Source organism: Deltaproteobacteria bacterium (assembly GCA_016875395.1).
In the GTDB taxonomy this organism is placed as follows: Bacteria; Myxococcota_A; UBA9160; order UBA9160; family UBA6930; genus VGRF01.
Genome location: VGRF01000013.1, coordinates 41,276 through 65,646, shown reverse-complemented (window position 1 = coordinate 65,646; position 24,371 = coordinate 41,276). Strand labels below are relative to the sequence as shown.

The window sequence follows — 24,371 nt, the reverse complement described above, 5'->3', positions numbered from 1 at the left end:
GTACGTGCAACGCGCTTGAACGTGTGAAGTTGCACGTACGTCCCCGTTGCACGTTCATGGACCTGCCGCGAAGCGCTTCCGGTCCGCGATGCGCGCGCGCGAGGCGGCGAGCTGCTGCGCGAACGCGGCGTCGCGCTCGGCGCGGGCGCGCACCTGGCGCGCGGCTGCGAGGCACTCGTCGGCCTGCGCGAGCAGGTTGTTGCCGATGCACAGCAGGTCGAGACCCGCGGCGAGCGCCTGCATCACGGCGTCGACGGTGTTCGCGGCGCCTTGCAAGCCCTGCATCTGGAGATCGTCCGTCACGAGTAGGGCGTGCGGCTGCGCGGCGCGGAAGCGCGCGACGGCGACGGGCGAGATCGACGCGGGGCGCTCGGCGTCCCACTCGCGCACGAAGCCGTGCGAGAAGAGCGCCGCTCGTCCGGGCAGCTCGCCGGCGAGCGCGGTGAAGAGCTGCTCCTGCTCGCGCGAGATCAGCCCTGATAAGTCGGTGAGCGCGAGATGGCTGTCGGTGCGCGCCCCGCCTAGGCCGGGGAAGTGCTTCACGCACAGGCCGAGGCCCGCCGCGCGCGCAGCGTCGCCGTAGATGCGCGCACAGCGCGCGACCTCGCGAGGGTCCGCCGAGAACGCGCGCTCGATCTTGCCGATGTTCGGGTTGTCGGGGTTCGTGTCGAGATCGACGACGGGCGCGAGGTCGAAGTCGATGCCGAGCGCCTTCATCTCCGCACAGCTCGCACTCGCACACGCGCGCGCCTCCGCATCGCCGAGTCGCGCGAACGCCTTCGCGCTCGGCAGCTCGCAGAAGCCCGCCGCCGCCTTGAGGCGCCGCACCTTCCCGCCCTCTTGGTCGACGAACACCAGCGGCCGGCCCGGCAGCGCGTGCACCTCCGCGCACAGCGCCCTCACCTGCGCCGGCGACTCCACGTTGCGAATGCCGCCCAGCTGCACGTCGCGATCGAACAGAATCACGCCGCCGAGCCCGAACTCGCCCGCGAACTCGCGCAGCCACGCCGGCACCGAGAGCCCGCGAAACCCGAGCATGAAGTGCTCGCCGACGAGCGTTCGGTCGGTCATGCGCCCTCTAGGCGACGTAACGCCAGATCGCGGCTCGAGAAGCCGCAAGCGACCAAGCGGCGCAAAGCGCCGCAGGGCGCGCGCAGCGAGGCGAAGCCGAGCGGAGAGTCGTAAAAGCTGGTGCCCGGGACTGGAGTCGAACCAGCACCTCATTGCTGAGACAGGCTTCTGAGACCTGCGCGTCTGCCAATTCCGCCACCCGGGCACGGGTAAAAACGGGACGCGCAAGCTAACGCGGCGCTCCCGAATCGCGAGATGTTCCGGGCACTTTTCTTGACCGAGTGCAGGCTTGGGCCTAGGCCTCGAGGATTCGCGCGAGCGCGCACGCGCGCGAGACAGGAGTCCCCGTGGCCGAGCAACAGCGCATCGTGATCGGAACCGAGCAGGTGGAGGTGCCGAGCACCCTGCCCGTTCTGCCGGTGCGCGACGCCGTCGTGTTCCCCGGCATGACCGTGCCGCTCTCGATCGGCCGCGCGCGCTCGCTCGCCGCCCTCGACGAAGCCGGCGACGCCGGCCTGCTGCTCGTCGCGACGCAGCGCAATCCCAAGGACGAGGAGCCCGCGCTCGAGGCGCTGCATCCGGTCGCGACGATCGCGCGCGTGGTGCGCACCACCGAAGCGCCCCAAGGCGCGAAGCAAGCGATCGTGATCGGCATCATCCGCGCGCGCTTCGTCACCGCGCCGTCAACCGGGCGCGCCCAGCGGGCGGCGGTCACGCCGATCCTCGACTCGCGCGAGCCGAGCGCGGAGCTCTCCGCCGCGAACGCGCGGGTCGTCGAGCTGTCGCACCGCCTGATCGATCTGCGCGACGACTACCCCGACGAGTGGAAGCAGATCGTCACGAACATCCCAGCGCCCGGGCTGCTGGCGGACATGGTCGCTGCGAGCCAGCAGATGACGGGAGAGCAGCGCATCGGGCTGCTCACCGAGGTCGACCCTGCGAAGCGCCTCTGGACCGTGGCGCGCGTGCTCGAGCGCGAGATCACGATCGCCGAGACGCAGAAGACGCTGCGCTCCCAAGAGGAAGAAGAGCCGGTCGACCCGAAGCGCCGCGAGCGTCTCCTGCGCCGGCGGATGCGCGACATCCAAGAAGAGCTCGGCGAGGCTGCGGGCGGCGAGCGCGAGGCCGACGAGCTCGCCGAGAAGCTGGAGGCCGCTCAGCTGCCCGAGCACGCGCGCGCGCACGCGGAGCGCGAGCTGAAGCGCTTCCGCGCGCTGCAGCAGAACGCGCCGGACCGGCACTTGTTACGGACCTACCTCGAGTGGCTCGCCGACCTGCCGTGGTCGAAGGAGACCGAGGATCACCTCGACATCGGCGACGCGCGCAGAGTGCTCGATGAAGACCACCACGGCCTCGCGAAGGTGAAGGACCGCATCCTCGAGTACCTCGCGGTGCGCAAGCTCGCGCCGGGCGCGAAGGCGCCGATCCTGTGCTTCGTCGGCCCGCCCGGCGTGGGCAAGACCTCGCTCGGCAAGTCGATCGCGCGCGCGATGGCGCGCAAGCTCACGCGCGCCTCGCTCGGCGGCGTGCGCGACGAAGCCGAGATCCGCGGCCATCGCCGCACCTACGTCGGCGCGATGCCGGGCCGCGTTCTGCAGAGCCTGCGCCGCGCGGGCTCGCGCAACCCCGTGTTCCTACTCGACGAGGTCGACAAGCTCGGCGCCGACTTCCGCGGCGACCCGTCGTCCGCGCTGCTCGAAGTGCTCGACCCCGAGCAGAACGCGACCTTCAGCGATCACTACCTCGAGATTCCGTTCGACCTCTCGCGCGTGATGTTCATCGCGACGGCGAACACGCTCTCGACCATTCCGCCCGCGCTGCTCGACCGCATGGAGGTGATCGAGCTCGCGGGTTACACGGAGCGCGAGAAGCTCGCGATCGCGGCGCAGCACCTGATCCCGAAGCAGCGCGACGCGCACGGCCTGAAGGCCGAGCAGGTCGACGTGAGCGAGGACGCCGTCGCGCGCGTGGTGCACGAGTACACGCGCGAGGCCGGCGTGCGAAACCTCGATCGCCTGATCGCGACGCTGTTCCGCAAAGTCGCCGCGAAGATCGCGGGCGATCCCGCACTGGTCCCGCTGCGCGTCGACGCCGAATTTGCGGCCGAGGCATTAGGGGCGCCGCCCCACCTGCCCGACATCGCGGAGCGCGCCGAGCAGGCGGGCGTCGTGGTCGGCCTCGCTGCCACGAACGCGGGCGGCGACATCCTGTTCATCGAGGCGAACGTGACGCCCGGCGGCGAGGGCGTGCGACTGCGCCTCACCGGCCAGCTCGGCGACGTGATGAAGGAGTCCGCCGAGGCCGCGCTCTCGTGGGTGCGCGCGAACGCGGACGCGCTGGGGATCATCTCCAGCGCTCTCGCCGGCTGCGAGATCCACCTCCACGTGCCCGCGGGCGCGGTGCCCAAGGACGGCCCGAGCGCGGGCGTTGCACTTGTTACGGCGATCGTGTCCGCGCTCTCGGGCCGCCGCGCGAATGGCCACGTCGCGATGACGGGAGAGATCTCGCTGCGCGGCAATGTGCTGCCCGTCGGCGGCATCAAGCAGAAGCTGCTCGCTGCGCAGCGCGCCGGCGTGACCACCGTGCTGATCCCGCGCCGCAACACGAAGGACCTCGTCGAGGTACCGGCGGAGGTGCTGGAGAAGCTCGAGGTCGTTCCGATCGACGAGATCGGGGAGGCGCTCGCGCGGGCGCTCGAGCGCTAGCCGCGCGCGGACTCGAGGCGCCGCAGCTGCGCGAGCAGCGCCTCGAGCGCCTCGAATCCGAGCTGACTCGCGCCGTCGCACGGCGCGCGCTCGGGGTCGGGGTGCACCTCGAGGAACAGCGCGTCGATACCCACCGCCACCGCGCCGCGCGCGAGCGGCGCGACCATCTCGCGCTCGCCGCCCGTGGCGTCGCCTGCAGCCCCGGGGCGCTGCACCGCGTGCGTCGCGTCGAAGCACACCGGCGCGAAGGCGCGCAGGCGCACGAGGCTGCGCATGTCCACGACGAGATCGCCGTAGCCGAAGCTCGTGCCGCGCTCCGTCACCAGCGCTGCACCGCCGCCCGCCTCGATCTTTGCGACGGCGAGGCGCATGTCGTCGGGCGCCATGAACTGGCCCTTCTTCACGTTCACCGGCAGGCCCGTGGCGGCGCACGCCAATAACAAGTCGGTCTGGCGGCACAGGAACGCGGGCACCTGCAGCGCGTCGCACACCGCGGCGGCTTGCTTCGCCTGCGGCGGCTCGTGCACGTCCGTCAACACGGGCACGCCGAGCTCGCGCTTCACGCGCGCGAGGATGCGCAGCCCCTCGTCGAAGCCCGGGCCGCGGTAGCTCGCGAGCGACGAGCGGTTCGCCTTGTCGCACGAGGCTTTGAACACGAAGGGGAAGCCGTGGCGCGCGGCGGCGTCGCGCACGCGGCGCGCGACGTCGAGCGTCTCGTCCTCGGCCTCGATCACGTTCAGGCCAGCGATCAGAGCGAGCGGCCAGCCGCCGCCAATCTCGATCGCGCCGATGCGAGCTGTCCGCGCCATGGGCCGCTCTTTAGCGAGCGTCCGCCTCGATGGCTTCGCGCAGCGCTGGCAAAAACTCCGGCAGCGCGGAGGTGACGCGATTCCAGTTCGGGATCTGCGGCGCGCCCATCGGGTCCCGCACGAAGGTGAGGCCCGCGGCGCGCAGGGCGGAGGAGAACGTCTCGACCGCGATCTCCTCCTCGTGCCGATCGAAACCGATGCCGTTCAGCGCCGCGACGTCCGAGTAGCGCGCGACGGCGTCCTGCGCGGTGCGCACGTAGGCGGTCGAGATCGTGTTGAGGAAGCCCGCGTCGAACTCGACGCCGTAGGACGCGAGATTGCGGATCAGTGAGGCGCCGATGTCGGCCACCATGCGGTGCAGCCCTCGCGTGCCGTCGAGGGCCGAGAGATCGCGGTGCTTGTGGTCGTAGTTGTCGGCGAGCTCGACCTGGCAGATCCGCTTCAGCGAGGAGTTCCGGTAGACCTCGGTCAGCATGCCGATCTCGAGGCCCCAGTCGCTCGGGATGCGGATCGACCTCGCCAGGTCGGTCGTCATCGCGCACTCGCCCGAGAGCGGGAAGCGGAACGAGTCGAGGTACTCGAGCAGCGGGTTCGGACCGAGCACGGCCTTCATCGCGCGCAGGACCGGCGTCATGAAGAGGCGCGTCACGCGACCGTAGAGGCGGTCGGAGACGCGCGCGTAGTACCCCTTCGCGAACTCGTAGTTCATGTTGCGGTTGGCGATGGGGTACGCGAGGCGCGCGACGAGCTCGCGGTCGTAGTCGCGAATGTCGCAGTCGTGGATCGCGATCACGCGCGCGCGATCGCTCGCGAGCACCGCCCCGAACGCGAGCCACACACCGCGGCCCTTGCCTTCGGGCCCCGCGTGCAGGCCCTCCTCCGCGAGCGCACCGTAGAGCTGCTGTAGGCGCGGTCCGTCGTTCCACAGCAGCGTGGCGGGCCGGCCATCGGCGGCGCGCACAGGCTCGAAGGCGCGCTTCATCTCGTCGAACTGCTCGCGCTCGGGCGCGCCCGCGACGCTCACCACGATCTCCGCGAGGTAAGGCACGCGCTGCAGCTGATCGATGATGCCCTTCAGCGCGATGTCGTGGAGCTCGCTGTGCAGGCACGGCAGCACGAGCGCCACCGAGCGCGAGCGCGCGGGATCGCCGAGCTCGCGCTCGAGCCGCATGAGGTCGCGGCGGCCGAGGCGATGGAGGGTCGAGACGACGCCGGTTTGGTGAAAGTCGGCCACGGGGCGACCCTGCCCGAATCGCGCGCCCGCGGCAACAGCTGTTTGGGAGCGCAGTGCGAACCGGAGTCAGGGCGATGACTTCCGCGTGAACCCGCCCCGCTTGGCCTCGCTGTGCGCCCCGCTCCAGCGTTCGACTCCGCTCGGCTCCGCCTCGCCGCCCGCTCCGCTTGCGGCTTACTCCTCGCCGATCTCGTCGAGCAGGCGCGCGACTTCGGGATCGAGCGACTCGAACTCGAGGCCGACGTCGAGAGTCACGGCATCGAGCTCGGTGGACCACGCGACCAGCCCGTCGGCCGCGATCGTGCGTCGGCCCACGTTGAACGTGACCCGAATGCGCTCGCCCGCGTTGATCTCGCAGCCGATCGCATGGAAGCGAATGCCGCCGCTCGACACGTCCTTGCCGACGGCCAGCTGATCGCGCGACTCGAGCATCGAGAACGAGATCACCTGATCCGTCGCGATCCGCGCGTATTTGCGTCGCTCTTTGCGCATGCCCGCCCCCGATTCGGGGCTCATCGGAGCGCCTGCGCGGCCCCTTGAGGGGCGAAGGCCTAGAGACGACGCCCGAACAGATCGAGCTGGCGGTCGTCGCGGCGCGCGCGCGTGAGCTCGCCCGCGACCAGCGCGAGGCCGCGGACGGCGCGCGTCCCAACCTGGGTGCGGTTCAGCAGCGGCGCGGCCTGGGCGAGCAGCTCGCGTGCGCTGCTGAGGGCGTGCACGACGGTGTGACTCCGCGTGACGACCTCGTCGTCCGCGTACCGAATCTTCACGGCCACGCGCTTCGCGGCGAGCCGCTCGCGGGCGAGCGCCTCTTCGAGCCGCGTCGCGAGGCTCGCAAGCCTCTCCTCGAGGGCGGCGCGATCGGTCTCGGGCGCAGGGAACGTCGCCTCTTGGCTCACGCTGCGCGGGTGCGGCGCGGCCCGAAGCCCAGCGGGATCCCGGCCCTGGGCGTAGGAGAGAATCGCGAGGCCGTGGTTCCCGAGCCGCTCTTCGAGCCAGCGCCGGTCGACCCGCACGAGGTCGCCCGCGGTCGCGACGCCGAGCTCGGCGAAGGTCGCCTCGGTCTTCGGCCCGACGCCCGGCAGCCGCCCCACCGGAAGCGGGTCGAGGAAGGCGCGCGCCGCATCGGGCGCGATCTCGAAGACGCCTTCGCGGTCGAGCGTCTCCGCGGCGAGCTTGGCCAGGAACTTCACGCCCGAGATGCCGACGCGGAGCGGCAGCCCAAGCTCATCGCGCACCGCATCGCGAAGACGCGCCGCGATTTCGCTCGGCGGCTCGCTGCGCGCGGACACGTCGAGGTACGCGGCCGCGACGCCCGCCGGCTCCACGCGATCGGTGGCGCGCCGGAACTGCGTGCGCAGCTCCGCGCCAGCCTCGCGATAGCGGCGCATGTTCGTCACGAACGCGCGCGCGCGCGGGCAGCGCTCGAGCGCCTCGAGCACGAGCATTCCTTCCGCGACGCCAGACGCGCGCGCGTCCGCCGTCGCCGCCTGCACCGCGCCGCGCTTGCGCGCATCGCCTCCGACTATCACGGGTCGCCCGGCCAGCGCGGGATCCGCCGCGCGCTCAAACTCCGCATAGAAGCCCGGCACCTCGGCGTAGATCAGCATCAGCGCGCGGGCTCCAGCTGCAGCGCCTGCACCGGGCCGTCCTCGATCACCGGGTCGCTCGTCGACAACAGACTCGGCTTGCCTTGGCGCCAGCGCTCCACCGCGTCGAACGCATGCGGATGACCCGCGTGCTCGGACTGCCCCGGCGCGAAGGCCGTGAGCGCTTGATCGAGATTGCCCGCGTCCACGAGCAGCCGATAGCTCGCGATCACGCGCGCGTCGAAGTCGCCCTGCGCGAGCGCGAACTCCGAAGCCGAGATCGCGTCGCTCGCACCGCCGACCGCGAACGGCCCGAGCGCGGGATCGCGCTCGGCGAATGCGCCCGGCCAGAGCGGCGCGAAGCGCACGCCGTGCAGGCGCCCCCACGTCCACTGCGCGGGGTTCGCGCCGAGCTCGGCGCCAAGCGCGAGCGAGGTCTCGCGCAGTGCGCGCAGCAGCGCCGAGCGCGCGAGCTCCGGCGAGGTCCAGGGCGCATTCTCGTCGCCGCCGGTCGCGGCGCTCGCGAGCGCATCCGAGAGCAGCGCGTGCGCCGGGACGCGCGGCAGCGCGAGGTAGGCGCGCGCGAGCTCGGCGCCGAGCGCGGGCTCGAGCAGCGCGGGCAGCGTGCGGGAGCTCAGCACGTGGAAGGCGGCTGCAGCGCGACTCGCCTCGCCGCTCGCGCCGTCCCACTCCCGTAACAAGTCGAGCAGCTCGCGCTCGCGGCTGCCGAGCGCGCTCGCATCAGCGGTCAGCGCGAGCATCGATGCGACGGTGCGCAGCGCGAGCTGCGAGCCGGTGTCGCTCTGCAGCGCGACGAGCTGCGCGAGACCGGGGCGCCCCGCGCGGGTGAGCTCGCCGAGCCGCGCGCGCAGCTGCGCATCGCGCGCGCCGGGGCGCCACAAGTACTCGATGCGGCTCGCGCCTCCGGCCAGCGGCGCATCGGCGGCGATCAGCCACGGCGTGCCCGCGGCGAGCGAATCCACAGGCAGCTCGTCGAGCGCGAGGCGCGAGCTCCAGTCGTAGGCCGCGTTCGACGCGGGCACGGGCTGGAGGCCGCTCGGGTACGCGCGCCGCGGAATCGCGCCCGCGAGCTGCACGAGCCCCGCACCGCGCGCGTCGACGAGCAGCGCCGCCACGACGGGCTCCACGTGCGCGCGCAGCGCTTCGCGTGCGCCCGCGATGTCGCGCGCGTGCGCCAGCCCCAACAACGCGTCGACGCCGCCGCCGAGTTGACCCGCGAAGCGAACCGCGAGCGGCCGGCCGACCTCGGGAAAGAGCGCGTCGATGAGCGGCCCGCGGCTGGTCGCGCGCACCTCGAGCACGCGTTCTTCGGCGCCGCGCACGCGGATGCGCTCCTCGCGATGCTTCAGCTCGCGCCACTTGCCCGCGTCGAAGAAACGATTGGGATCCTTCGCGTAGAGCGTCTCCTCGAACAAGTCGACGACGACGGCCGGCGTGTGCACGAGCGCCCACGCCACGTCGGGATTGAAGCCCGCCCAGACGCCGGGCACGCCGGGCAGCGTCGCCCCCGCGACTTCGAGCGCGCCCCCTCGCACGTGCGCCTCGTACATCCGCGCAGGCGCGGTTGGCGCGAAGTGCAGGTCAGCGCCGAGCAGCGCACGCCCGCGCCGCGCGCTCTCGCCCGCCACGATGAAGCCCGCGCTGCCGACCGACTCACCCGCGAGACCGAGTGCGCGCCGCGCCGCTGCGAGGCGCCGTACTGCGCTCGCATCGAAGCGCGCAGCGCGGCGAGCCGGCGCCGCGCCGGCGGCGGTTCCGACGCCGTCCGGGAACAGCCCGCGCGCGGGCCCGGCGCCTAATGACCGGACGACCTGCTCGAGCACAAGGATCTCCGCGATCGGATCCGCGAGCGCAAACGCGTGCTGCTTCGCGATCGCGAGCGAGTGCACCGGCGCCCACGCCTCGAGCGAGTCGAGGGGCTCCGCGAGGCCGAGCGGTGGCGCCGCCACTTCGTCTCGCAGCTGCGCGATCCACGCGTTGACGCCGGCGGCATACGCCTCGAGCGCAGCGCGGGAAGCGGGCCGCGCGCTCGCGAGGTCGCGCGCAGCGAGGCCCGCGAAATCGAGTGTGCGCGCGAGCACGTCGCTCGCGAAGCCGTCCTCGCCGATCACCTCGGCGCTCGTTCCCAGCGCGAGGCGTCGCTGCCACGCGAGTTGGCCGAGCCGATCCTGCGCGTGCGCGTACCCGAGCCCGAACCACGCGTCGCGCTCGCTAGCGGCGCGCACGTGGGGCACGCCGCGCTTGTCGCGCACGATCTCGAGCCGCGCGCTGAGGCCTGTCGTCGCGAGCGTTCCGGTCGCGGGCGGGTGCGCGCTGCGCCGCTCGCGCCGGGTCTCTCGCCACAACGTGATCCCCGCGAGCCCGAGCGCGACGGCGACGATCAGCGCCGTGAAGCGCGCGCGCGTCGACCAGCCGGCCCCGGGCATGCCTGAAGCGTCCGCCACGCCCCCTCCTCGCGGGTCAGTATCGGAAGGCGACACCGGCAGGAGAAGAGCAGAAAGGCGCGAATTGCCTCGGGCCCCGACCCTCGCGGCAGCCACTGTCGTCGTTAAAGTGCCCCCGCTTTTGCGACGGCCCGCGCGGCTCTCGCGAGCGCGCGCCCGAGGCCCGCAATTCCGCGTTTCCCGAGCGGTTGGCATGGGCACTCACGCCGCATCCTTTCAACGGACATCACAGGAGCATCGAGCGATGGCAGTCAAGGTCGGCATCAATGGATTCGGTCGCATCGGACGCAACGCCTTCCGCGCCATGCAGACGCGCGACATCGAGATCGTGGGCGTGAACGACTTGGTCGACGCCAAGACCCTCGCGCACCTCCTCAAGTACGACTCGGTGCACGGCCGCTTCAAGGGCGACGTCGCGGCCGATGGCAACGCGCTCGTGGTGAACGGCAAGAAGATCCCGGTGTTCGCCGAGCGCGACCCGGCGAAGATTCCGTGGAAGAGCGTCGGCGCGAAGATTGTGGTGGAGTCGACGGGCCTGTTCACCGCGAAGGAGAAGGCCGAGGCGCACATCGCCGGCGGCGCCGAGCGCGTGATCATCAGCGCGCCCGCGAGCGGCGAAGACGCCACGTTCGTGATCGGCGTCAACGACAGGAGCTACGACCCGGCCAAGCACAAGGTCGTCTCGAACGCGTCGTGCACGACGAACTGCCTCGCGCCCGTCGCGAAAGTGCTGAACGACACCTTCGGCATCGAGAAGGGCCTGATGATCACGGTGCACGCGTACACGAACGATCAGGCGATCGTGGACACGCCGCACAAGGACCTGCGCCGCGCGCGCGCCGCGGCGATGTCGATGATCCCGACCAGCACCGGCGCTGCGAAGGCGATCGGCCTCGTGCTGCCCGAGCTCAAGGGCAAGCTCGACGGCTACGCGATGCGCGTGCCGACCCCCGACGTCTCGGCGGTCGACCTCACCGTGACGCTGAAGAAGGCGACGAGCGCCGCGGAGATCAACGCGGCGATCAAGGCCGCCGCGGACGGCCCGCTGAAGGGCATCCTGCAGTACTGCGACGAGCCGCTCGTCTCGATCGACTTCACCGGCAACCAGCACTCCTCGATCTTCGACGCCGAGTCGACCAAGGTCATCGACGGCACCTTTGCGAAGGTGCTGGCCTGGTACGACAACGAGATGGGCTACGCGACGCGCGTCGCGGACCTGTGCGTGCTGATGGGTCGCTGAGGCAAGCCCGCGCGCTTCGTGAGGCGCGCGGCGAGGCGGAGTCCTCGGAGTCGAGCGGAGATCGAACGGTGACCTCCGCGGAACGCAACACCCAAGGGTGAGAGCTCGCGCCCCATGCCCGTAACAACTCTCGACTACCTGCTCGCCGCACCCGGCGGCGTGCGCGGTCGGCGCGTGTTCGTGCGCGCCGATCTCAACGTGCCGCTGAAGAAGGGCGCGATCGGCGACGACACGCGCATCCGCGCCTCGCTCGGCACGCTGCGCCGCCTCCTCGCCGGCGGCGCGCGCGTCGTGCTGACGTCGCACCTCGGGCGCCCCAAAGGCGTCACGCCGGAGCTCTCGCTGGCTCCGGTCGCCGCGAGGCTCGCCGAGCTGTTGGGCCGCGCCGTCGCGTTCTGTCCCGCGACGATCGGCGCCGACGCCGCCGCCGCGGTCGGCAAGCTCGGCGACGGCGAAGTCGTCGTGCTCGAGAATCTGCGCTTCGACCCGCGCGAGGAGAAGAACGACGCGGGCTTCGCGCGTGCGCTCGCGGACCTCGCGGACGACTACGTGAACGACGCGTTCGGCACCGCACACCGCGCGCACGCCTCGACCGCGGGCATCGTGCCGTTCGTGAAGCGCGCCGCGGCGGGCGACTTGTTACGCGACGAGGTGAAGCACCTGCAGGTCGTTCGCGAGCCGGCGCGCCCCCTGCTCTGCTTCCTCGGCGGCGCCAAGGTGAGCGACAAGCTCGCGGTCCTCGAGGCGCTCGCGCCGCACGCGGACGTGCTCGCGATCGGCGGCGCGATGGCATACACGTTCCTGCGCGCGCTCGGGCAGCCGACCGGCACGTCGCTGGTCGAGGCGGATCGCGCCCTGGACGCGAGACGCGTGCTGGCCGCCGCCGAGAAGGCGGGGCGCAAGTTGTTGCTGCCCGTCGATCACGTCGTGGCCGAGAAGCTCGACGCGGCCTCGCCCGCGAGGGTCGTCGACACGATTCCCGAGGGCTGGATGGGCCTCGACATCGGACCGCGCAGCGCGGCGCTCTACGCCGCCGAAGCAGCCCGCGCTCGCACGATCTTCTGGAACGGACCGATGGGGGTGTTCGAAATGGACGCCTTCGCGAAGGGCACCGAGGCGGTGGCGAAAGCAGTCGCCGCGTCGAGCGCACACAGCGTCGTCGGCGGGGGCGACTCGCTCGCGGCCATCAACAAGCTCGCGCTCGGCGACCGGATCGGTCACCTCTCCACCGGCGGCGGCGCCTCGCTCGAGTTCGTGCAGGGCCTCGTGCTGCCCGGCGTCGCGGCGCTGGAGGGAAAACGATGACGCGCAGGCCTCTCATCGCTGCGAACTGGAAGATGCACAAGACGCTCACCGAGGCGGAGGCCTTCGCGCGCGAGCTCGTGCCGCTCGCGGCGGGCGCGCGCGCCGAGATCGCGGTGGCGCCGAGCTTCGTCGCGCTGGCGGCGCTCGGCCGCGCGCTGGCGGGCTCGAACGTCGCGCTCGCAGCGCAGAACGTGAACCCGAACGAGCAAGGCGCCTTCACGGGCGAGATCTCGCCGGGGATGCTCGTCGATGCCGGCTGCACGTACGGCATCGTCGGCCACAGCGAGCGGCGCGCGCTTTTCGGAGAGTCGAGCGCGTTCGTGGCGCAGAAGACGAACGCGCTGCTCGCAAAGAACGTCCGACCGATCGTGTGCGTGGGCGAATCGCTCGCGGAGCGCGAGGCGGGCCAGACGCTCGCGGTGGTTGGCGCGCAGCTGCGGGAGAGCCTCGCGGGCGTGGCCCGCGAGCGTGCGGCCGAGGTCGTGGTCGCCTACGAGCCAGTCTGGGCCATCGGGACCGGGCGCACGGCCACGCCCGCGATCGCGCAGGAGGTCCACGCTGCGCTGCGCCGCGAGCTCGCACAGCTCTTCGGCGCGGGCGCGGGCGAGATTCGAATCCTCTACGGAGGCTCGGTCAAACCCGACAACACGGCGGACCTAATGGCTCAGCCGGACATCGATGGCGCGCTGGTCGGCGGCGCGAGTCTCGAAGCGAAGAGCTTCGCCGCGATCGTGCGTGCGGCGGGAGGGGTGGCATGACCATTTTCGTGACGATCCTGCACGCGGTCGCGTGCATCGTGCTGATCTTCGTCGTGTTGTTACAGCGCGGGAAGGGTGCCGAGATCGGCGCAGTCTTCGGCGGCAGCGCCGCATCGACGCTCTTCGGCAGCCGCGGCGCCGGGAACTTCCTCACGAAGCTCACGACCGCGTCGGCGGCGGTCTTCATGGCGACGAGCTTCTATCTCGCATACGTCGCGCTCAGCGCCGAGCGCAGCAGCGTCTACGACACGCCGCCGCCCGCGGCGGCGTCGACGACACCGTCGGCCGCGGCTGGCGCTGCTCCCGCGCCCGCGAACGACTTCGTCGAAGTGATGAGCGAGGCGCCGGCGCGAGCGGACGCGACGCCCGAAGAAAACCCCGCCGCGAGTGCGAACAGCGACGCGGACGCGAGCGCGCCACCTCAATAAATCTGTTTTCGCACCTGATGACTTCAGTTAGATTGACTTTTGCGTGCGGCAGTGGCGAAACTGGCAGACGCACCAGCTTGAGGGGCTGGCGGGAGCAATCTCGTGGAGGTTCGAATCCTCTCTGCCGCACCAGGCATTCCCGAACCCAATCCCTAATCACCCCGTCCCGATCCCTAGCGGCTGCGCCGCTGGCGGCTCGGGGCTCAAGAGCGCGAGCCGGCCGTAACGAGGGGCCCCGTCGAACGGCGAACGAAGTCGCGGCGCCCGCGCCCGAGGAAACCATGCAGAATCTTCCCAACGTGTATTGGATCGAGACGAGCGACACCAAGGGCTGGTACGTGAACATCCAGCGCGGCGGCAAGAAGTATCAGAAGTTCTTCGCCATCCGGCTCCACGGCGGGAAGGGTCAGGCCCGCACCGCCGCCTCGCGCTGGCGCGACTCGGTGCTCGCGAAGATCAAGCCGAAGAGAAAGAAGAAGTAGCGCGCGAGCGGTACATGCGAAGCCGCCCGATGCCGTTGGCATCGGGCGGCTTCGTCGTTTCAGCGAGGTGCGCGTTTCGCCGACGCGCACCGATGCATCGGGGTTCGGTCAGGCTCGGGTGCGCGTCGGCGAATCTTCCCGGTTGACTTCGCTCGCCTGCGGCTCGCTGCGCGCTTCGCTTGCGGTCTCGGCCGACGCGCAGGGTCGGAGCGTTCGTCAGCGAGGATTTTCTGACGTCTTCTTGGCGCGTCAGGTGTTTCCTCTGCGCAGCCAGTCTGGCAGTTGCGAGGCGTCGAGGTTGTTGGGCGCTTGCGCCGTCTTCAGACGATGGTCCAGCCGCCGTCGACGACGAGGACTTGGCCGGTGACGAAGGAGGAGGCGTCGCTGGCGAGGAAAAGGAGTGGGCCGACGAGCTCGTCGAGCTTGCCGCCGCGGCCCATCGGCGTGCGATTGCGGAGCCACTTCATCGAGCGCTCGTCGTGGAACATGTCGTCGGTCATCTCGGTGGGGAACCAGCCGGGCGCGAGCGCGTTGACGCGCACCCCGCGGCGCGCCCACTGGGCGGCGAGCTCGCGCGTGAGGTTCACCTGCCCGCCCTTCGCCGCGGCGTAGGCGGCTTGCCGGACTTGGCCGGAGCCCACCACGCCGAGCATCGACGCGACGTTGACGATGCTGCCGCGACCGGCGGCGAGCATGTGGCGGCCGAAGCGCTGCGCGGTCAAGAACGAGCCGCTGAGCATCACGTCGATGTGCGCGCGCCAGTCCGCGAGCGACTGCGTCTCCGCGGGCACGATCGTGGTGAAGCCCGCGTTGTTCACGAGCACGTCGCAAGCGCCGAACGCCCCGAGCGTCGCGGCGACGAGCGCGTCGATGTCGCTCTCGCGCGCGACGTCGCAGCGCACGACCAACGCATCGCCGCTCTGCGCGCGAATCGCGGCGGCGACTTCGTGGAGGCGCTCCTCGCGGCGCGCCGCGATCACGACCCGCGCGCCCGCGGCGGCGAGGCCGTGCGCGAATGCGACGCCCATGCCGGACGACGCGCCCGTGACGACCGCGACCTTGCCGTCGAGGCGAAACTGCTGCGCCGGATCCTTCACGCGCCCTGCTCTTCCCGCGCGATCAGCTTCGTCACCCAGCGCCGATAGACGTCGAGCGGTTGCGCGCCCATCACGAACGCGTCCGTGCCCGCGATGCGCACCGCCGGCACGCCGGTCATGCCGAGCTCGACGGCCTCGTTGTGATCGTCGACCACGCGGCGCGCGAGGTTCTGGTCGTAGCAAGTGGCGAAGGTGTCGTCCGCGAGGCCCACGTCGCGCCACAGCTCGCGCAGCACGGGCTCGCGGCTGATGTCGCGGTTCTCCTCGAAGTAGGCGCGCAGCAGACGCTCGTGCATCGCGCGCCCCGCGTCGGCGCTCTGCGCACGCGCTGCCTTCGCGGCGACGTGGGCGGGAATGCTGTGCGTCGGCGGGCCCTCCGTGGTCTCCCACACGCGGAAGCGCGGCGCATCGGGCTCCGCGGCGGGCCGCAGCCAACCCTGCGTGTACCGCACGAACTTGTGCAGGTCGCGCCCCTCCTCGGCGTACGGCCGTAACAAGTAGGCGCGCCAACTGAGCTCGATCGCGTCGCCGAACTCGGCCTCGAGCAGCTTCATGCGATGCGCCGCGAGGTGGCACCACGGGCACAAGAAGTCCGAGAAGACTTCGAGCTGGACTCTCGCCACGACGTCAGACCAGCGCCTTGTAGGCGCCGCCGAAGTAGAGCAGCGGCTCGGCGCCGCCGCCGCGCACGACGGCCTCGATCTGGCCGACCACGACGACGTGGTCGCCCGCGTCGTGCTGCGCGGTCACGACGCAGTCGAGGCTCGCGAGGGCGCCGGGGATCAGCGGCGCCCCGGTGACCGCGCTGGCGCAGGCGAGGCCTTGGAAGCGCGTCCACTCCTCCTTCTTCGACGCGAACTTGTTACTGAGCGCGTCCTGCCCGCGCGCGAGCAGGTTGATCGCGAAGTTGCCGCCCTTTTGGATCACCTTCAGCGTGTTCGCGTTCTTGTCCGCGCAGATCAGCGCGAGCGGCGGGCTCAGCGAGACGCCGGCGAAGTCCGTCATCGTCATGCCGTGGATCTCGTCGCCCGCGCGCGACGTCACGATCGACACGCCGCTCGCGCGCAGACCGAGGGCGGTCTTGAACTCGTCGGCGCTGATCGGCATCGCGGTCTCCTCGAAGGCGCCGATTCTATCCAGCCCGCGCAGCCTTCGCGGGGGGTGCTCCGAGGAAACGGATCACGTAGGGGCCGACGACGTCCATCGGCCGCACGCCCGGCGCCAGCTCGGAAGCGAGTCCCAATAACAAGCTGAACCCGCGCGCCCACAGCACGAGGCCAGCCGGGATCTGGAAGCTGCGCACCTTCTTCATCTGCGCGCGCATGCGCAGCACGTAGGCGCCCACGTCGATCTGCGCGAGCTCCTTCGGCGTGAGATTGAAGTACTTCGGGTCGAACGAGATGCGCCCGATCTCCTCCACCGTCGCGAGATCGTCGCCGCGGATCATTCCCGCGTTCAAGAACGCGCGCGCGTAGCGCACGGGATCGCGGGCGATCGTCGCGAGCAGGTTCTCGCGCAGCATCGCGAGCACGCGAGGGTCGAGCCGCTGGTGCATGCCGAAATCGAGGATGCCGATGCGGCCCTCGTCGTCGACGACGAGGTTGCCCGGGTGCGGATCGCAGTGGAAGAACCCGTCGCGAAACATCTGATGAAGGAACGCGCGCGCAGTCCACGTCGCCACCTCGCGCAGGTCGACGCCGCGCGCTGCGAGCGCCGCGCGGTCGTTGATCTTCACGCCCTCCACGAACTCCATCGTGAGCACGCGGCGGCGCGTCGTCTGCCAATGGATGCGCGGCACGCGCGTGCGCTTCGCGAGCTCGGGGTCCGCCGCGAGATTGCGCGCGACCTCTTCCGCGGCGCGCCCCTCGGCCACGTAATCCATCTCGCCGCGGATGGAGTCGCGCACCTGCGCGTAGACCTGATCGAGATCGGCGACGGTCACGAAGTCGAACAGCCAGAGACCGACGCGCGCCGCCGCGAGATCGACCGCGACGGACTTGTGCACGCCCGGGTAGAGCACCTTCACCGCCACGCGCTCCCCGCTCGGGAGGCGCGCCTCGTGCACTTGCCCGAGGCTCGCCGCGGCGATCGCATGCTCCGAGAACGACGCGAAGTGCTGCTCGAGCTTGCCGCCGAGCTCGCGCTCGATCTGCTCGCGGATCTCGGCGAGCGGATGCGCGTCCACGCGATCCTGCAGCTTCGCGAGCTCCGCGCTCACCTCTTCGGGCAGCACGTCGACGCGCAGGCTCGCGACTTGGCCGAGCTTGATCAGACCGCCCTTGTACGCGACGGCGATGCGCACGAAGCGCACCGCGAAGCGGCGCATCGCGTCCGCGATCGCGCCATCGCGCGCGCGCAAGACGCCACGGTCGTCGACCCAGTAGCGCGCGTAGATCCACGCGGCCTGCGCGACGAGCCCGAGCAGCACGGCGAAGCGGAGAGCGCGCGTGTGCAGCGCGGGGGAGCGGGCTTCCGACATGGGCGCGCGAGCTTAAGCTCCCGAGTCGGGTTCCACGAGCGCGAGGACGATGTCGAGCGCGTTCGTGCCGGTCGCGCCCGTGCGAAAGAGACCGCCTTCCCGCGCGAAGAAGTCGTACGCGTCGTTGCGCGCGAGCGCGCCTCGCGCTTCGACACCGGCGGCGCGACCGCGCGCGACGGTTCCGCCGTCCGCGAACGCACCCGCCGCATCGGTCGGGCCATCGCTGCCATCGGTGCCCGCCGCGAGCAGCGTCACGCCGCGGGCGCCGTCGAGCGCGAGCGCTGCGCCGAGCGCGAGCTCTTGGCAGCGGCCGCCGCGGCCTGCGCCGCGCACGGTGACGGTCGTCTCGCCGCCCGCCAGTAACAACTGCGGCTGCGCGCCGCGCAGGGCGAGCGCACGGCGGGCAATCGCCGCACCGACAGCGCGCGCCTCGCCGCGAAGCGGCTCGCTCTCGCGGCGCACCTCGGTTCCACGCGCGCGGGCGCGGACCTCGGCTGCCGCGAGCGCGTCACGATTCGACGCCAGGATGTGGTGGTGTACGCGCGCGAACGTCGCGTCGCCTGGCTTCGGCGACTCGGGCACTTCGCCGCGCGCGCCACGCTCGAGATGCAGCCGAACGCTCGGCGGCGCCGCATCCCAGACCCCCCGCTCACGCAGCACCGAGGTCGCGTCCGCGAACGTCGTGGGATCCGGCGCGCACGGTCCGGAGCCGATCGTGGCGAGGTCGTCGCCGATCACGTCGGAGATCGCGAGCACGATCACCTCGCGCGCGCGCGTCGCCGCGGCGATGCGTCCGCCGCTCGCGGCGGTGAGGTGCTTGCGCACGCAGTTCAGCTCGCCGATCTCGGCGCCGCTGCGCAGCAGCAGCTGCGTCGTCGCGATCAAGTCCGCCAGCGCGAGACCGGGGAGCGGCGCACTGAGCAGCGCGGACGCCCCGCCCGAGAGCAGCACCACGAGGGTCTCGTCCGCGCGCGTGCTGGCGGCGAGCTCGAGTGCGGCGCGGCCGGCGAGCGCGCTCGCCTCGTTCGGGAGCGGATGCGCCCCCGCGATCACGCGCCACGGGGCCGGCAGCTCGCTCGCCTCGCGCGGGACTGCGAGACCCACGCGCGGCGGCCCGGCCTGCGCGTGCCAGGCGCGCGCCATCGCGAGCGAGGCCTTGCCGGCCGCGAGCACGCAGCAGTGCTCGGGCGCGAGCTCGCGACCCGCGACGCGCAGCGAGTGCGGACCGTGCTCGATCACGCGTGCGACCGCGGTTCCCGGCGCGACCGCCGCGAGCGCGGCGTCGAACAGCTCGCGGAGCAGCGCGCGGGCCGCGTCGCCGCTCACGCGGCGGGTGCGTCTTCCGGCTCCGCCGGCGCGGGAGCCTTTTTCTCGAGCGGGATCAAGCGAATGTCGATGCGGCGATTGTGCGCGCGGCCTTCCGCGGTCTTGTTCGACTCGATCGGCTTCGTCTCGCCGAACGACGCAGCCACGAGCCGCTCCGCGGGTACGCCCTGCTTCACGAGCAGGCGCACCACGATTGCGGCGCGCGCGCCAGCCAGCTCCCAGTTCGTCGGGTAACGCTGCGCGAGCGGCCCGCTGATCTGCACGTTGTCGGTGTGGCCCGCGACCTCGATCTGGTGCTCGATGTCGACGAGCCGGCCCGCGACTTTCTTGAGCACGCCTTGCCCCTCGCGCGAGAGATCCGCGGAGCCCGACGCGAACAGAATCTCCTGGGCGAGCTTCACGTGCAGACCGTCGCGCATCTGCTCGATCTGCACGCGGCCCGCAGCCACCTCGCTCTGCAGATCCTGCACGAGCCCGTCGTAGGTCGAGCGCAGCTCGTCCACCTCGTGCGTGCGCTCCGCGAGCGCCTTCGACGTCTTCGCGAGGTCGATCTCGAGCTCTTCCTTGCGCGCCGCCAGCTCGGCCACGCTCGCGTCGAGGGACTCCTTGTTCTGGCGCAGCACCTCCAGCTGCTCGATCAGCGCGACGCGCTCGTTGTCGAGGTTCTCGTTGCTCTGCTCGAGCTGCGCCGCGCGCGTCTTCAAGAGATCGCGCTCCTCGACGACGGCGCTGTGCGTGTCCATGCCGACGCAGCCGAGCAGCGGCGCGAGGGCGAGTGCGGCGAGAGCGTGGCGGGCAGTCATCACGGGGCGTCTCCGCTCGAGACTCGCCCTTGTTAGGTCCGGGCCGGCTCGAGAATGTGCGCGAGGGCTTCTTCGATGCGCGCAACGTACTCGAAGCGCAGGCCTTCGAGGAGAGGCGCCGCGATCTCCTCGACGTCGCGCCGGTTCTTCTCGGGCAGCACCACGCGCGTGATGCCCGCGCGCTTCGCGGCGAGCACCTTCTCCTTGATCCCGCCGACCGGCAGCACCTTCCCGCGCAGCGTGATCTCGCCCGTCATCGCGACGTCCGCCGCCGGCGCGCGGCCCGTCAGCAGCGAGGCGAGCGACGTGACCATCGCCACACCCGCGCTCGGGCCGTCCTTCGGCACGGCGCCCTGCGGCACGTGCACGTGCAGATCGCGCGACTCGAACGACGCGGGCTCGATCCCGTAATCACTCGCGTGGCTGCGCAGCCACGTGCGCGCCGCCTCGGTCGACTCGCGCATCACGTCGCCGAGCGAGCCGGTGAGCTTCAGCCCGCCCTTCCCCGGCATGTGCGTGCTCTCGATGAACAGGATGTCGCCGCCCGCAGGCGTGTACGCGAGCCCGACCGCGACGCCGGCGCGGCCCGCGCGCTCTGCGAGCTCCGGCTCGAAGCGCACCGGCCCGAGCAGCTCGGGCAAGTCCTCGTCGCGAATCTGTGCGGGCTCGTCGCACAGCCCGCCCTCGGCGACGCGCCGCGCGATCTTGCGGCACACGGCGCCGATCTCGCGCTCGAGATTGCGCACACCCGCCTCGCGCGTGTAGCGCCGCACGATCCCGCGCAGCGCCGAGTCGTCGATCGCGAAGTTCGCGCTGGTGAGCCCGTTCGCTGCGAGCTGACGCGGCACGAGGAAGCGCTTCGCGATCTCGAGCTTGTCCTCCTCGGTGTATCCGGGCAGCTCGATGATCTCCATGCGGTCGCGCAGCGCGGGGTGAATCGGGTCGGCTTGATTCGCGGTCGCGATGAACAGCACGCTCGAGAGATCGAACGGAACTTCGAGATAGTGGTCGCTGAACGTGGCGTTCTGCTCCGGGTCGAGCACTTCGAGCAGCGCCGACGACGGATCGCCGCTGAAATCGGCGCCCACTTTGTCGATCTCGTCGAGCAGGAACACGGGATTGCGCGTGCCCGCGCGGCGCATGCCCTGCACGATGCGCCCGGGCAGCGCGCCCACGTACGTGCGGCGGTGCCCGCGAATCTCCGCCTCGTCGCGCACGCCGCCGAGCGAGATGCGCTCGAACGAGCGGCCGAGCGCGCGCGCGATCGACTTGCCGAGCGAGGTCTTGCCCGTGCCGGGCGGGCCCATGAAGCACAGGATCGGGCCGCGCAGATCGCGCTTCAGCGACAGCACCGCGATGTACTCGACGATGCGGTCCTTCACCTTCTCGAGCCCGTAGTGATCCTCGTCGAGCACGCGGCGTGCAGCGGCGACGTCGAGGCGGTCCTCGCTGGTCTTGCTCCACGGCAGATCCGCGATCCAGTCGAGGTAGTTGCGGATCACGCCGTGCTCGGCGCTAGCAGTCGGAGTCTGCTCGAGGCGCTCCAGCTCGCGCAGCGCCTGCTCCTTCGCCTCGGCGGGCAGGCCCGCCGCTTCGATCTTGCGGCGCAGTCCGGCGGCCTCTTCCTCTTCGTCCTCCGCTTCCCCCAGCTCCTTGCGGATCTGATCGAGCTGCTGGCGCAGCATGTACTCGCGCTGCGTGCGGCCCATCTCGGACTGCACCTTTTCGCGAATCTCGCTCGCGACCTTCAGCTCCTCGCTCGCGCGATTCACCTCGGCGCGCGCGCGGCGCAGGCGCGCCACCACGTCGAGGTCCTCGAGGAACACCTGCTTCGCCGCGATGTCGAGCTCGAAGTTCGACGCGACGAGATCCGCGAGGCGCCCGGGCTCCTCGACGTTCATCGCGAGCACCTGCAGCTCGTTGCTCAGCTTCGGGTGCTCGGCCACCAGCGAGACGAAGCCGTCGCGCACGTCGCGCGCGAGCGCGAGCGCCTCCACCGAGCCGGCGTCGCCGTGATCCGCGAGCACTGCGATGCGCCCGCGGAAGAACTCCTCGCGCTGCGTGAACTCCTCGATGCGCGCGCGCGCGATGCCCTGCACGAGCAGGCGATACGAGCCATCGGGGAAGCGCAGCATCTTCGCAACGCGCAGCACCGTGCCGATGCGGTGAAGGTCGTCCTCGGCGGGGCTGCCCTCGACCGGGCCGCGCACGGACACGCTCAGCAAGTAGCGGTCGGCGCTCGTCATCACCGCGTCGATCAGCTTGCGGCTGCGATCGGTGTTCACCAGCAGCGGCGCGAGCAGGTGCGGGAAGATCACCGTGTTCTTCAGCGGGAGAACCGGCAGCGTCTCCGGCAGGGCAGCCTGCGTGAGTGACGGCGCCTCCGCCGGCTTCACGACCTCGCGCTGCTCGTCGCCTCCGCTCGCTTCTTCTTCCGTCACGATGATTTGTTGGGCCCAGCCTCCGCTAGTTGGCGCCCTTCTCCTCCGTGTACTCGGCGTCGATCACGTCGTCGCCACCCTTCTTCTCGCCGCCGCTCGCCTGCGCGCCGCCGGGCTGAGCGCCCTCGGCGGCCTGCGCCTTGTAGAGCACCTCGGCGACCTTGTGCATCGCGGCCTCGATCTTCTGCTTCGCGGCGTCCATGCGCGCGGCGTCTTCGCTCTCGAGGTCGGCGCGGCCCGCCGTGATCGCGTCCTCGGCTTCCTTCTTCAGGTCGGCCCCGACCTTTTCGCCGTTCTCCTTGAGCGTCTTGTCCGCCTGATAGATCAGCGAGTCGAGCTGATTCTTCTTCTCGATCGCCTCGCGGCGCGCCTTGTCTTCGCTCGCGTGCGCCTCGGCGTCGCGCACCATGCGCTCGATCTCGCCCTTCGCGAGGCCGCCGGAGCCTTCGATCTTGATCGACTGCTCCTTGTTCGAGGCCTTATCCTTGGCGGAGACGGCGAGGATGCCGTTCACGTCGATGTCGAAGCTGACTTCGATCTGCGGCATGCCGCGCGGCGCCGGCGGAATGCCGTCGAGCACGAACTTGCCGATCTCGCGGTTGGCGGCGGCCATCTCGCGCTCGCCCTGCAGCACGCGGATCTCCACCTGCGGCTGATTGTCGGCCGCCGTCGAGAACACTTGGCTGCGCCGCGTCGGGATCGTGGTGTTGCGTTCGATCAGCTTCGTCATCACGCCGCCGAGCGTCTCGATGCCGAGCGAGAGCGGCGTCACGTCGAGCAGCAGCACGTCCTTCACGTCACCCGCGAGCACGCCGCCCTGCACGGCGGCGCCGAGCGCAACGACCTCGTCGGGGTTCACGCTGCGGTTGGGCTCCTTGCCGAACAGATCCTTCACGCGCTTCTGCACGAGCGGCACGCGCGTCGAGCCGCCCACGAGCACGACCTCGTCGATCTCGCTCGCGCTGAGACCCGCGTCCGAGAGTGCCTGCTTGCACGGGCCGAGGCTCTTCTCGACGAGATCCTCGATCAGCTGCTCGAACTTCGCGCGCGAGAGCTTGATGTTCAGGTGCTTCGGGCCGGACTGATCCGCCGTGATGTACGGCAGGTTCACGTCCGTGCTCTGCGAAGTGCTGAGCTCGATCTTCGCCTTCTCCGCGGCCTCGCGGAGCCGCTGCATCGCCATCACGTCCTTGGTGAGGTCGATGCCCTGGTCCTTCTTGAACTCGGCGACCAGGAACTCGATCACGCGCTGATCGAGGTTGTCGCCGCCGAGGTGCGTGTCGCCGTTGGTCGACTTCACCTCGACCACGTTCTCGCCCACTTCGAGGATCGAGATGTCGAAGGTGCCGCCGCCGAAGTCGTAGACGGCGATCTTCTCGTCCTTCTTCTTGTCCATGCCGTAGGCGAGCGCCGCGGCCGTGGGCTCGTTGATGATCCGCTTCACGTCGAGGCCGGCGATCTTGCCGGCGTCCTTCGTGGCCTGGCGCTGCGCGTCGTTGAAGTACGCGGGCACCGTGATGACGGCTCCGGTCACGGTCGTGCCGAGGTAGTCCTCCGCCGCCTTCTTCAGCTTCTGCAGGATCATCGCGCTGATCTCGGGCGGGCTGAACGAGCGCCCGTCGATGTCGACCGCAGCCGTGCCTTCCTTGCCCTGCGCGACCTTGTACGGCACGAGGCGAATCTCTTCGGGCACCTCGGCCACGCGCCGGCCCATGAAGCGCTTGATCGAGTAGACCGTGCGCTTCGGGTTGGTGACGGCCTGACGCTTCGCGACCGCGCCGACGAGGCGCTCGCCGTCGTCCGTGAAGCCCACGACGGACGGGGTCGTCCGCCCGCCCTCCTCGTTCGTGATGACGACGGGCTGCCCGCCTTCCATCACGGCCACGCACGAATTCGTGGTGCCGAGGTCGATGCCGATGATCTTGCCTTCCGCCATGGCTCTGGCGCCCTCCAGTGGTTCGATTCATCGAAGGCTTGGGCGCGAGCGCGGCGTGTCAAAGAAAAAGCCCGCGGAAGCTCGCGGCCCACCTGCGAAAGAGTGCGGACTCCGTCCTCGGGGTCGTGCCCAGCGAGTCGAATCAGCGCTCCATCCCCCGAAGCGTGCCGCCGATGAGGCTCAGCGCGCGGCAAGCGATCCCC

20 protein-coding genes and 2 tRNA genes are annotated in these 24,371 nt (G+C 70.9%); 7 read left to right on the top strand and 15 right to left on the bottom strand.

Translation table 11 applies throughout. The features are described from left to right. Nucleotides 1–54: 54 nt before the first annotated feature. Together FJ091_11835 and FJ091_11830 are read right to left on the bottom strand one after the other, a co-directional pair. Nucleotides 55–1,071, bottom strand: coding sequence for a glycoside hydrolase family 3 protein (locus FJ091_11835; protein ID MBM4384047.1), 1,017 nt, complete (start codon nucleotides 1,069–1,071; stop codon nucleotides 55–57). Between the two features lie 118 nt (nucleotides 1,072–1,189). Next, a tRNA-Leu gene (locus FJ091_11830) sits at nucleotides 1,190–1,276 on the bottom strand. A gap of 142 nt (nucleotides 1,277–1,418) precedes the next feature. On the opposite strand from FJ091_11830, the gene lon (FJ091_11825) reads away from it, so the two are divergent. Then, the gene (gene lon, locus FJ091_11825; GenBank protein ID MBM4384046.1) at nucleotides 1,419–3,776 is read left to right on the top strand and encodes an endopeptidase La; all 2,358 of its coding nucleotides are present in this window, start codon (nucleotides 1,419–1,421) and stop codon (nucleotides 3,774–3,776) included. On the opposite strand, the gene kdsA is transcribed toward lon (FJ091_11825), so the two are convergent. The 5 genes from kdsA to FJ091_11800 form a co-directional block, all read right to left on the bottom strand. Further along, nucleotides 3,773–4,585 (bottom strand): 3-deoxy-8-phosphooctulonate synthase, encoded by an 813-nt coding sequence (gene kdsA, locus FJ091_11820; protein ID MBM4384045.1) that lies wholly within the window; start codon nucleotides 4,583–4,585, stop codon nucleotides 3,773–3,775. The genes lon (FJ091_11825) and kdsA overlap by 4 nt on opposite strands. Before the next feature lie 10 nt (nucleotides 4,586–4,595). Next, nucleotides 4,596–5,819, bottom strand: a complete 1,224-nt coding sequence (locus FJ091_11815; protein MBM4384044.1) for a glycosyl transferase — start codon at nucleotides 5,817–5,819, stop codon at nucleotides 4,596–4,598. A gap of 174 nt (nucleotides 5,820–5,993) precedes the next feature. Then, entirely contained in the window at nucleotides 5,994–6,335 is a 342-nt protein-coding gene (locus FJ091_11810) for a PilZ domain-containing protein (protein ID MBM4384043.1), read from the bottom strand. Between the two features lie 35 nt (nucleotides 6,336–6,370). After that, complete coding sequence (locus tag FJ091_11805) at nucleotides 6,371–7,429, bottom strand: DNA polymerase IV (GenBank protein MBM4384042.1); 1,059 nt, start codon at nucleotides 7,427–7,429, stop codon at nucleotides 6,371–6,373. Beyond that, entirely contained in the window at nucleotides 7,429–9,873 is a 2,445-nt protein-coding gene (locus tag FJ091_11800) for a penicillin acylase family protein (GenBank protein ID MBM4384041.1), read from the bottom strand. Before FJ091_11800 ends, FJ091_11805 begins: the two co-directional genes overlap by 1 nt. A gap of 244 nt (nucleotides 9,874–10,117) precedes the next feature. Here FJ091_11800 and gap point away from each other — a divergent pair, with 244 nt between their 5' ends. From gap to FJ091_11770, 6 genes are all read left to right on the top strand, one after another. After that, nucleotides 10,118–11,113 (top strand): type I glyceraldehyde-3-phosphate dehydrogenase, encoded by a 996-nt coding sequence (gene gap, locus FJ091_11795; GenBank protein MBM4384040.1) that lies wholly within the window; start codon nucleotides 10,118–10,120, stop codon nucleotides 11,111–11,113. Between the two features lie 114 nt (nucleotides 11,114–11,227). Beyond that, the gene (locus FJ091_11790; protein MBM4384039.1) at nucleotides 11,228–12,418 is read left to right on the top strand and encodes a phosphoglycerate kinase; all 1,191 of its coding nucleotides are present in this window, start codon (nucleotides 11,228–11,230) and stop codon (nucleotides 12,416–12,418) included. Then, nucleotides 12,415–13,176, top strand: a complete 762-nt coding sequence (locus FJ091_11785; protein MBM4384038.1) for a triose-phosphate isomerase — start codon at nucleotides 12,415–12,417, stop codon at nucleotides 13,174–13,176. Before FJ091_11790 ends, FJ091_11785 begins: the two co-directional genes overlap by 4 nt. Continuing rightward, a complete protein-coding gene (gene secG, locus FJ091_11780) occupies nucleotides 13,173–13,604 on the top strand; it encodes a preprotein translocase subunit SecG (protein MBM4384037.1) in 432 nt (143 codons plus the stop codon). Before FJ091_11785 ends, secG begins: the two co-directional genes overlap by 4 nt. Nucleotides 13,605–13,649: 45 nt before the next feature. Continuing rightward, nucleotides 13,650–13,736: transfer RNA gene (locus FJ091_11775), tRNA-Leu, on the top strand. A 149-nt stretch (nucleotides 13,737–13,885) separates the two neighbouring features. Then, on the top strand, nucleotides 13,886–14,086 hold the full coding sequence (locus FJ091_11770; GenBank protein ID MBM4384036.1) for a hypothetical protein: 201 nt from the start codon (nucleotides 13,886–13,888) through the stop codon (nucleotides 14,084–14,086). Nucleotides 14,087–14,406: 320 nt separating this feature from the next. Here the strand turns inward: FJ091_11770 and FJ091_11765 are convergent, their stop codons facing one another. The 8 genes from FJ091_11765 to dnaK form a co-directional block, all read right to left on the bottom strand. Beyond that, nucleotides 14,407–15,183, bottom strand: a complete 777-nt coding sequence (locus tag FJ091_11765; GenBank protein ID MBM4384035.1) for a glucose 1-dehydrogenase — start codon at nucleotides 15,181–15,183, stop codon at nucleotides 14,407–14,409. Then, nucleotides 15,180–15,806: a DsbA family protein gene (locus FJ091_11760; protein ID MBM4384034.1), complete on the bottom strand. Its 627-nt coding sequence runs from the start codon at nucleotides 15,804–15,806 to the stop codon at nucleotides 15,180–15,182. Before FJ091_11760 ends, FJ091_11765 begins: the two co-directional genes overlap by 4 nt. A gap of 4 nt (nucleotides 15,807–15,810) precedes the next feature. Beyond that, nucleotides 15,811–16,290: a flavin reductase family protein gene (locus FJ091_11755; GenBank protein MBM4384033.1), complete on the bottom strand. Its 480-nt coding sequence runs from the start codon at nucleotides 16,288–16,290 to the stop codon at nucleotides 15,811–15,813. A gap of 25 nt (nucleotides 16,291–16,315) precedes the next feature. Then, nucleotides 16,316–17,662, bottom strand: coding sequence for an AarF/ABC1/UbiB kinase family protein (locus FJ091_11750; protein ID MBM4384032.1), 1,347 nt, complete (start codon nucleotides 17,660–17,662; stop codon nucleotides 16,316–16,318). A 12-nt stretch (nucleotides 17,663–17,674) separates the two neighbouring features. Next, nucleotides 17,675–18,988, bottom strand: coding sequence for a DUF4147 domain-containing protein (locus FJ091_11745; protein MBM4384031.1), 1,314 nt, complete (start codon nucleotides 18,986–18,988; stop codon nucleotides 17,675–17,677). Next, a complete protein-coding gene (locus FJ091_11740) occupies nucleotides 18,985–19,791 on the bottom strand; it encodes an OmpA family protein (protein MBM4384030.1) in 807 nt (268 codons plus the stop codon). The genes FJ091_11745 and FJ091_11740 overlap by 4 nt, the downstream gene beginning before the upstream one ends. A gap of 32 nt (nucleotides 19,792–19,823) precedes the next feature. Continuing rightward, on the bottom strand, nucleotides 19,824–22,187 hold the full coding sequence (lon, locus tag FJ091_11735) for an endopeptidase La (GenBank protein MBM4384029.1): 2,364 nt from the start codon (nucleotides 22,185–22,187) through the stop codon (nucleotides 19,824–19,826). A gap of 70 nt (nucleotides 22,188–22,257) precedes the next feature. After that, complete coding sequence (dnaK, locus tag FJ091_11730) at nucleotides 22,258–24,168, bottom strand: molecular chaperone DnaK (protein MBM4384028.1); 1,911 nt, start codon at nucleotides 24,166–24,168, stop codon at nucleotides 22,258–22,260. Between the last annotated feature and the right edge of the window lie 203 nt (nucleotides 24,169–24,371).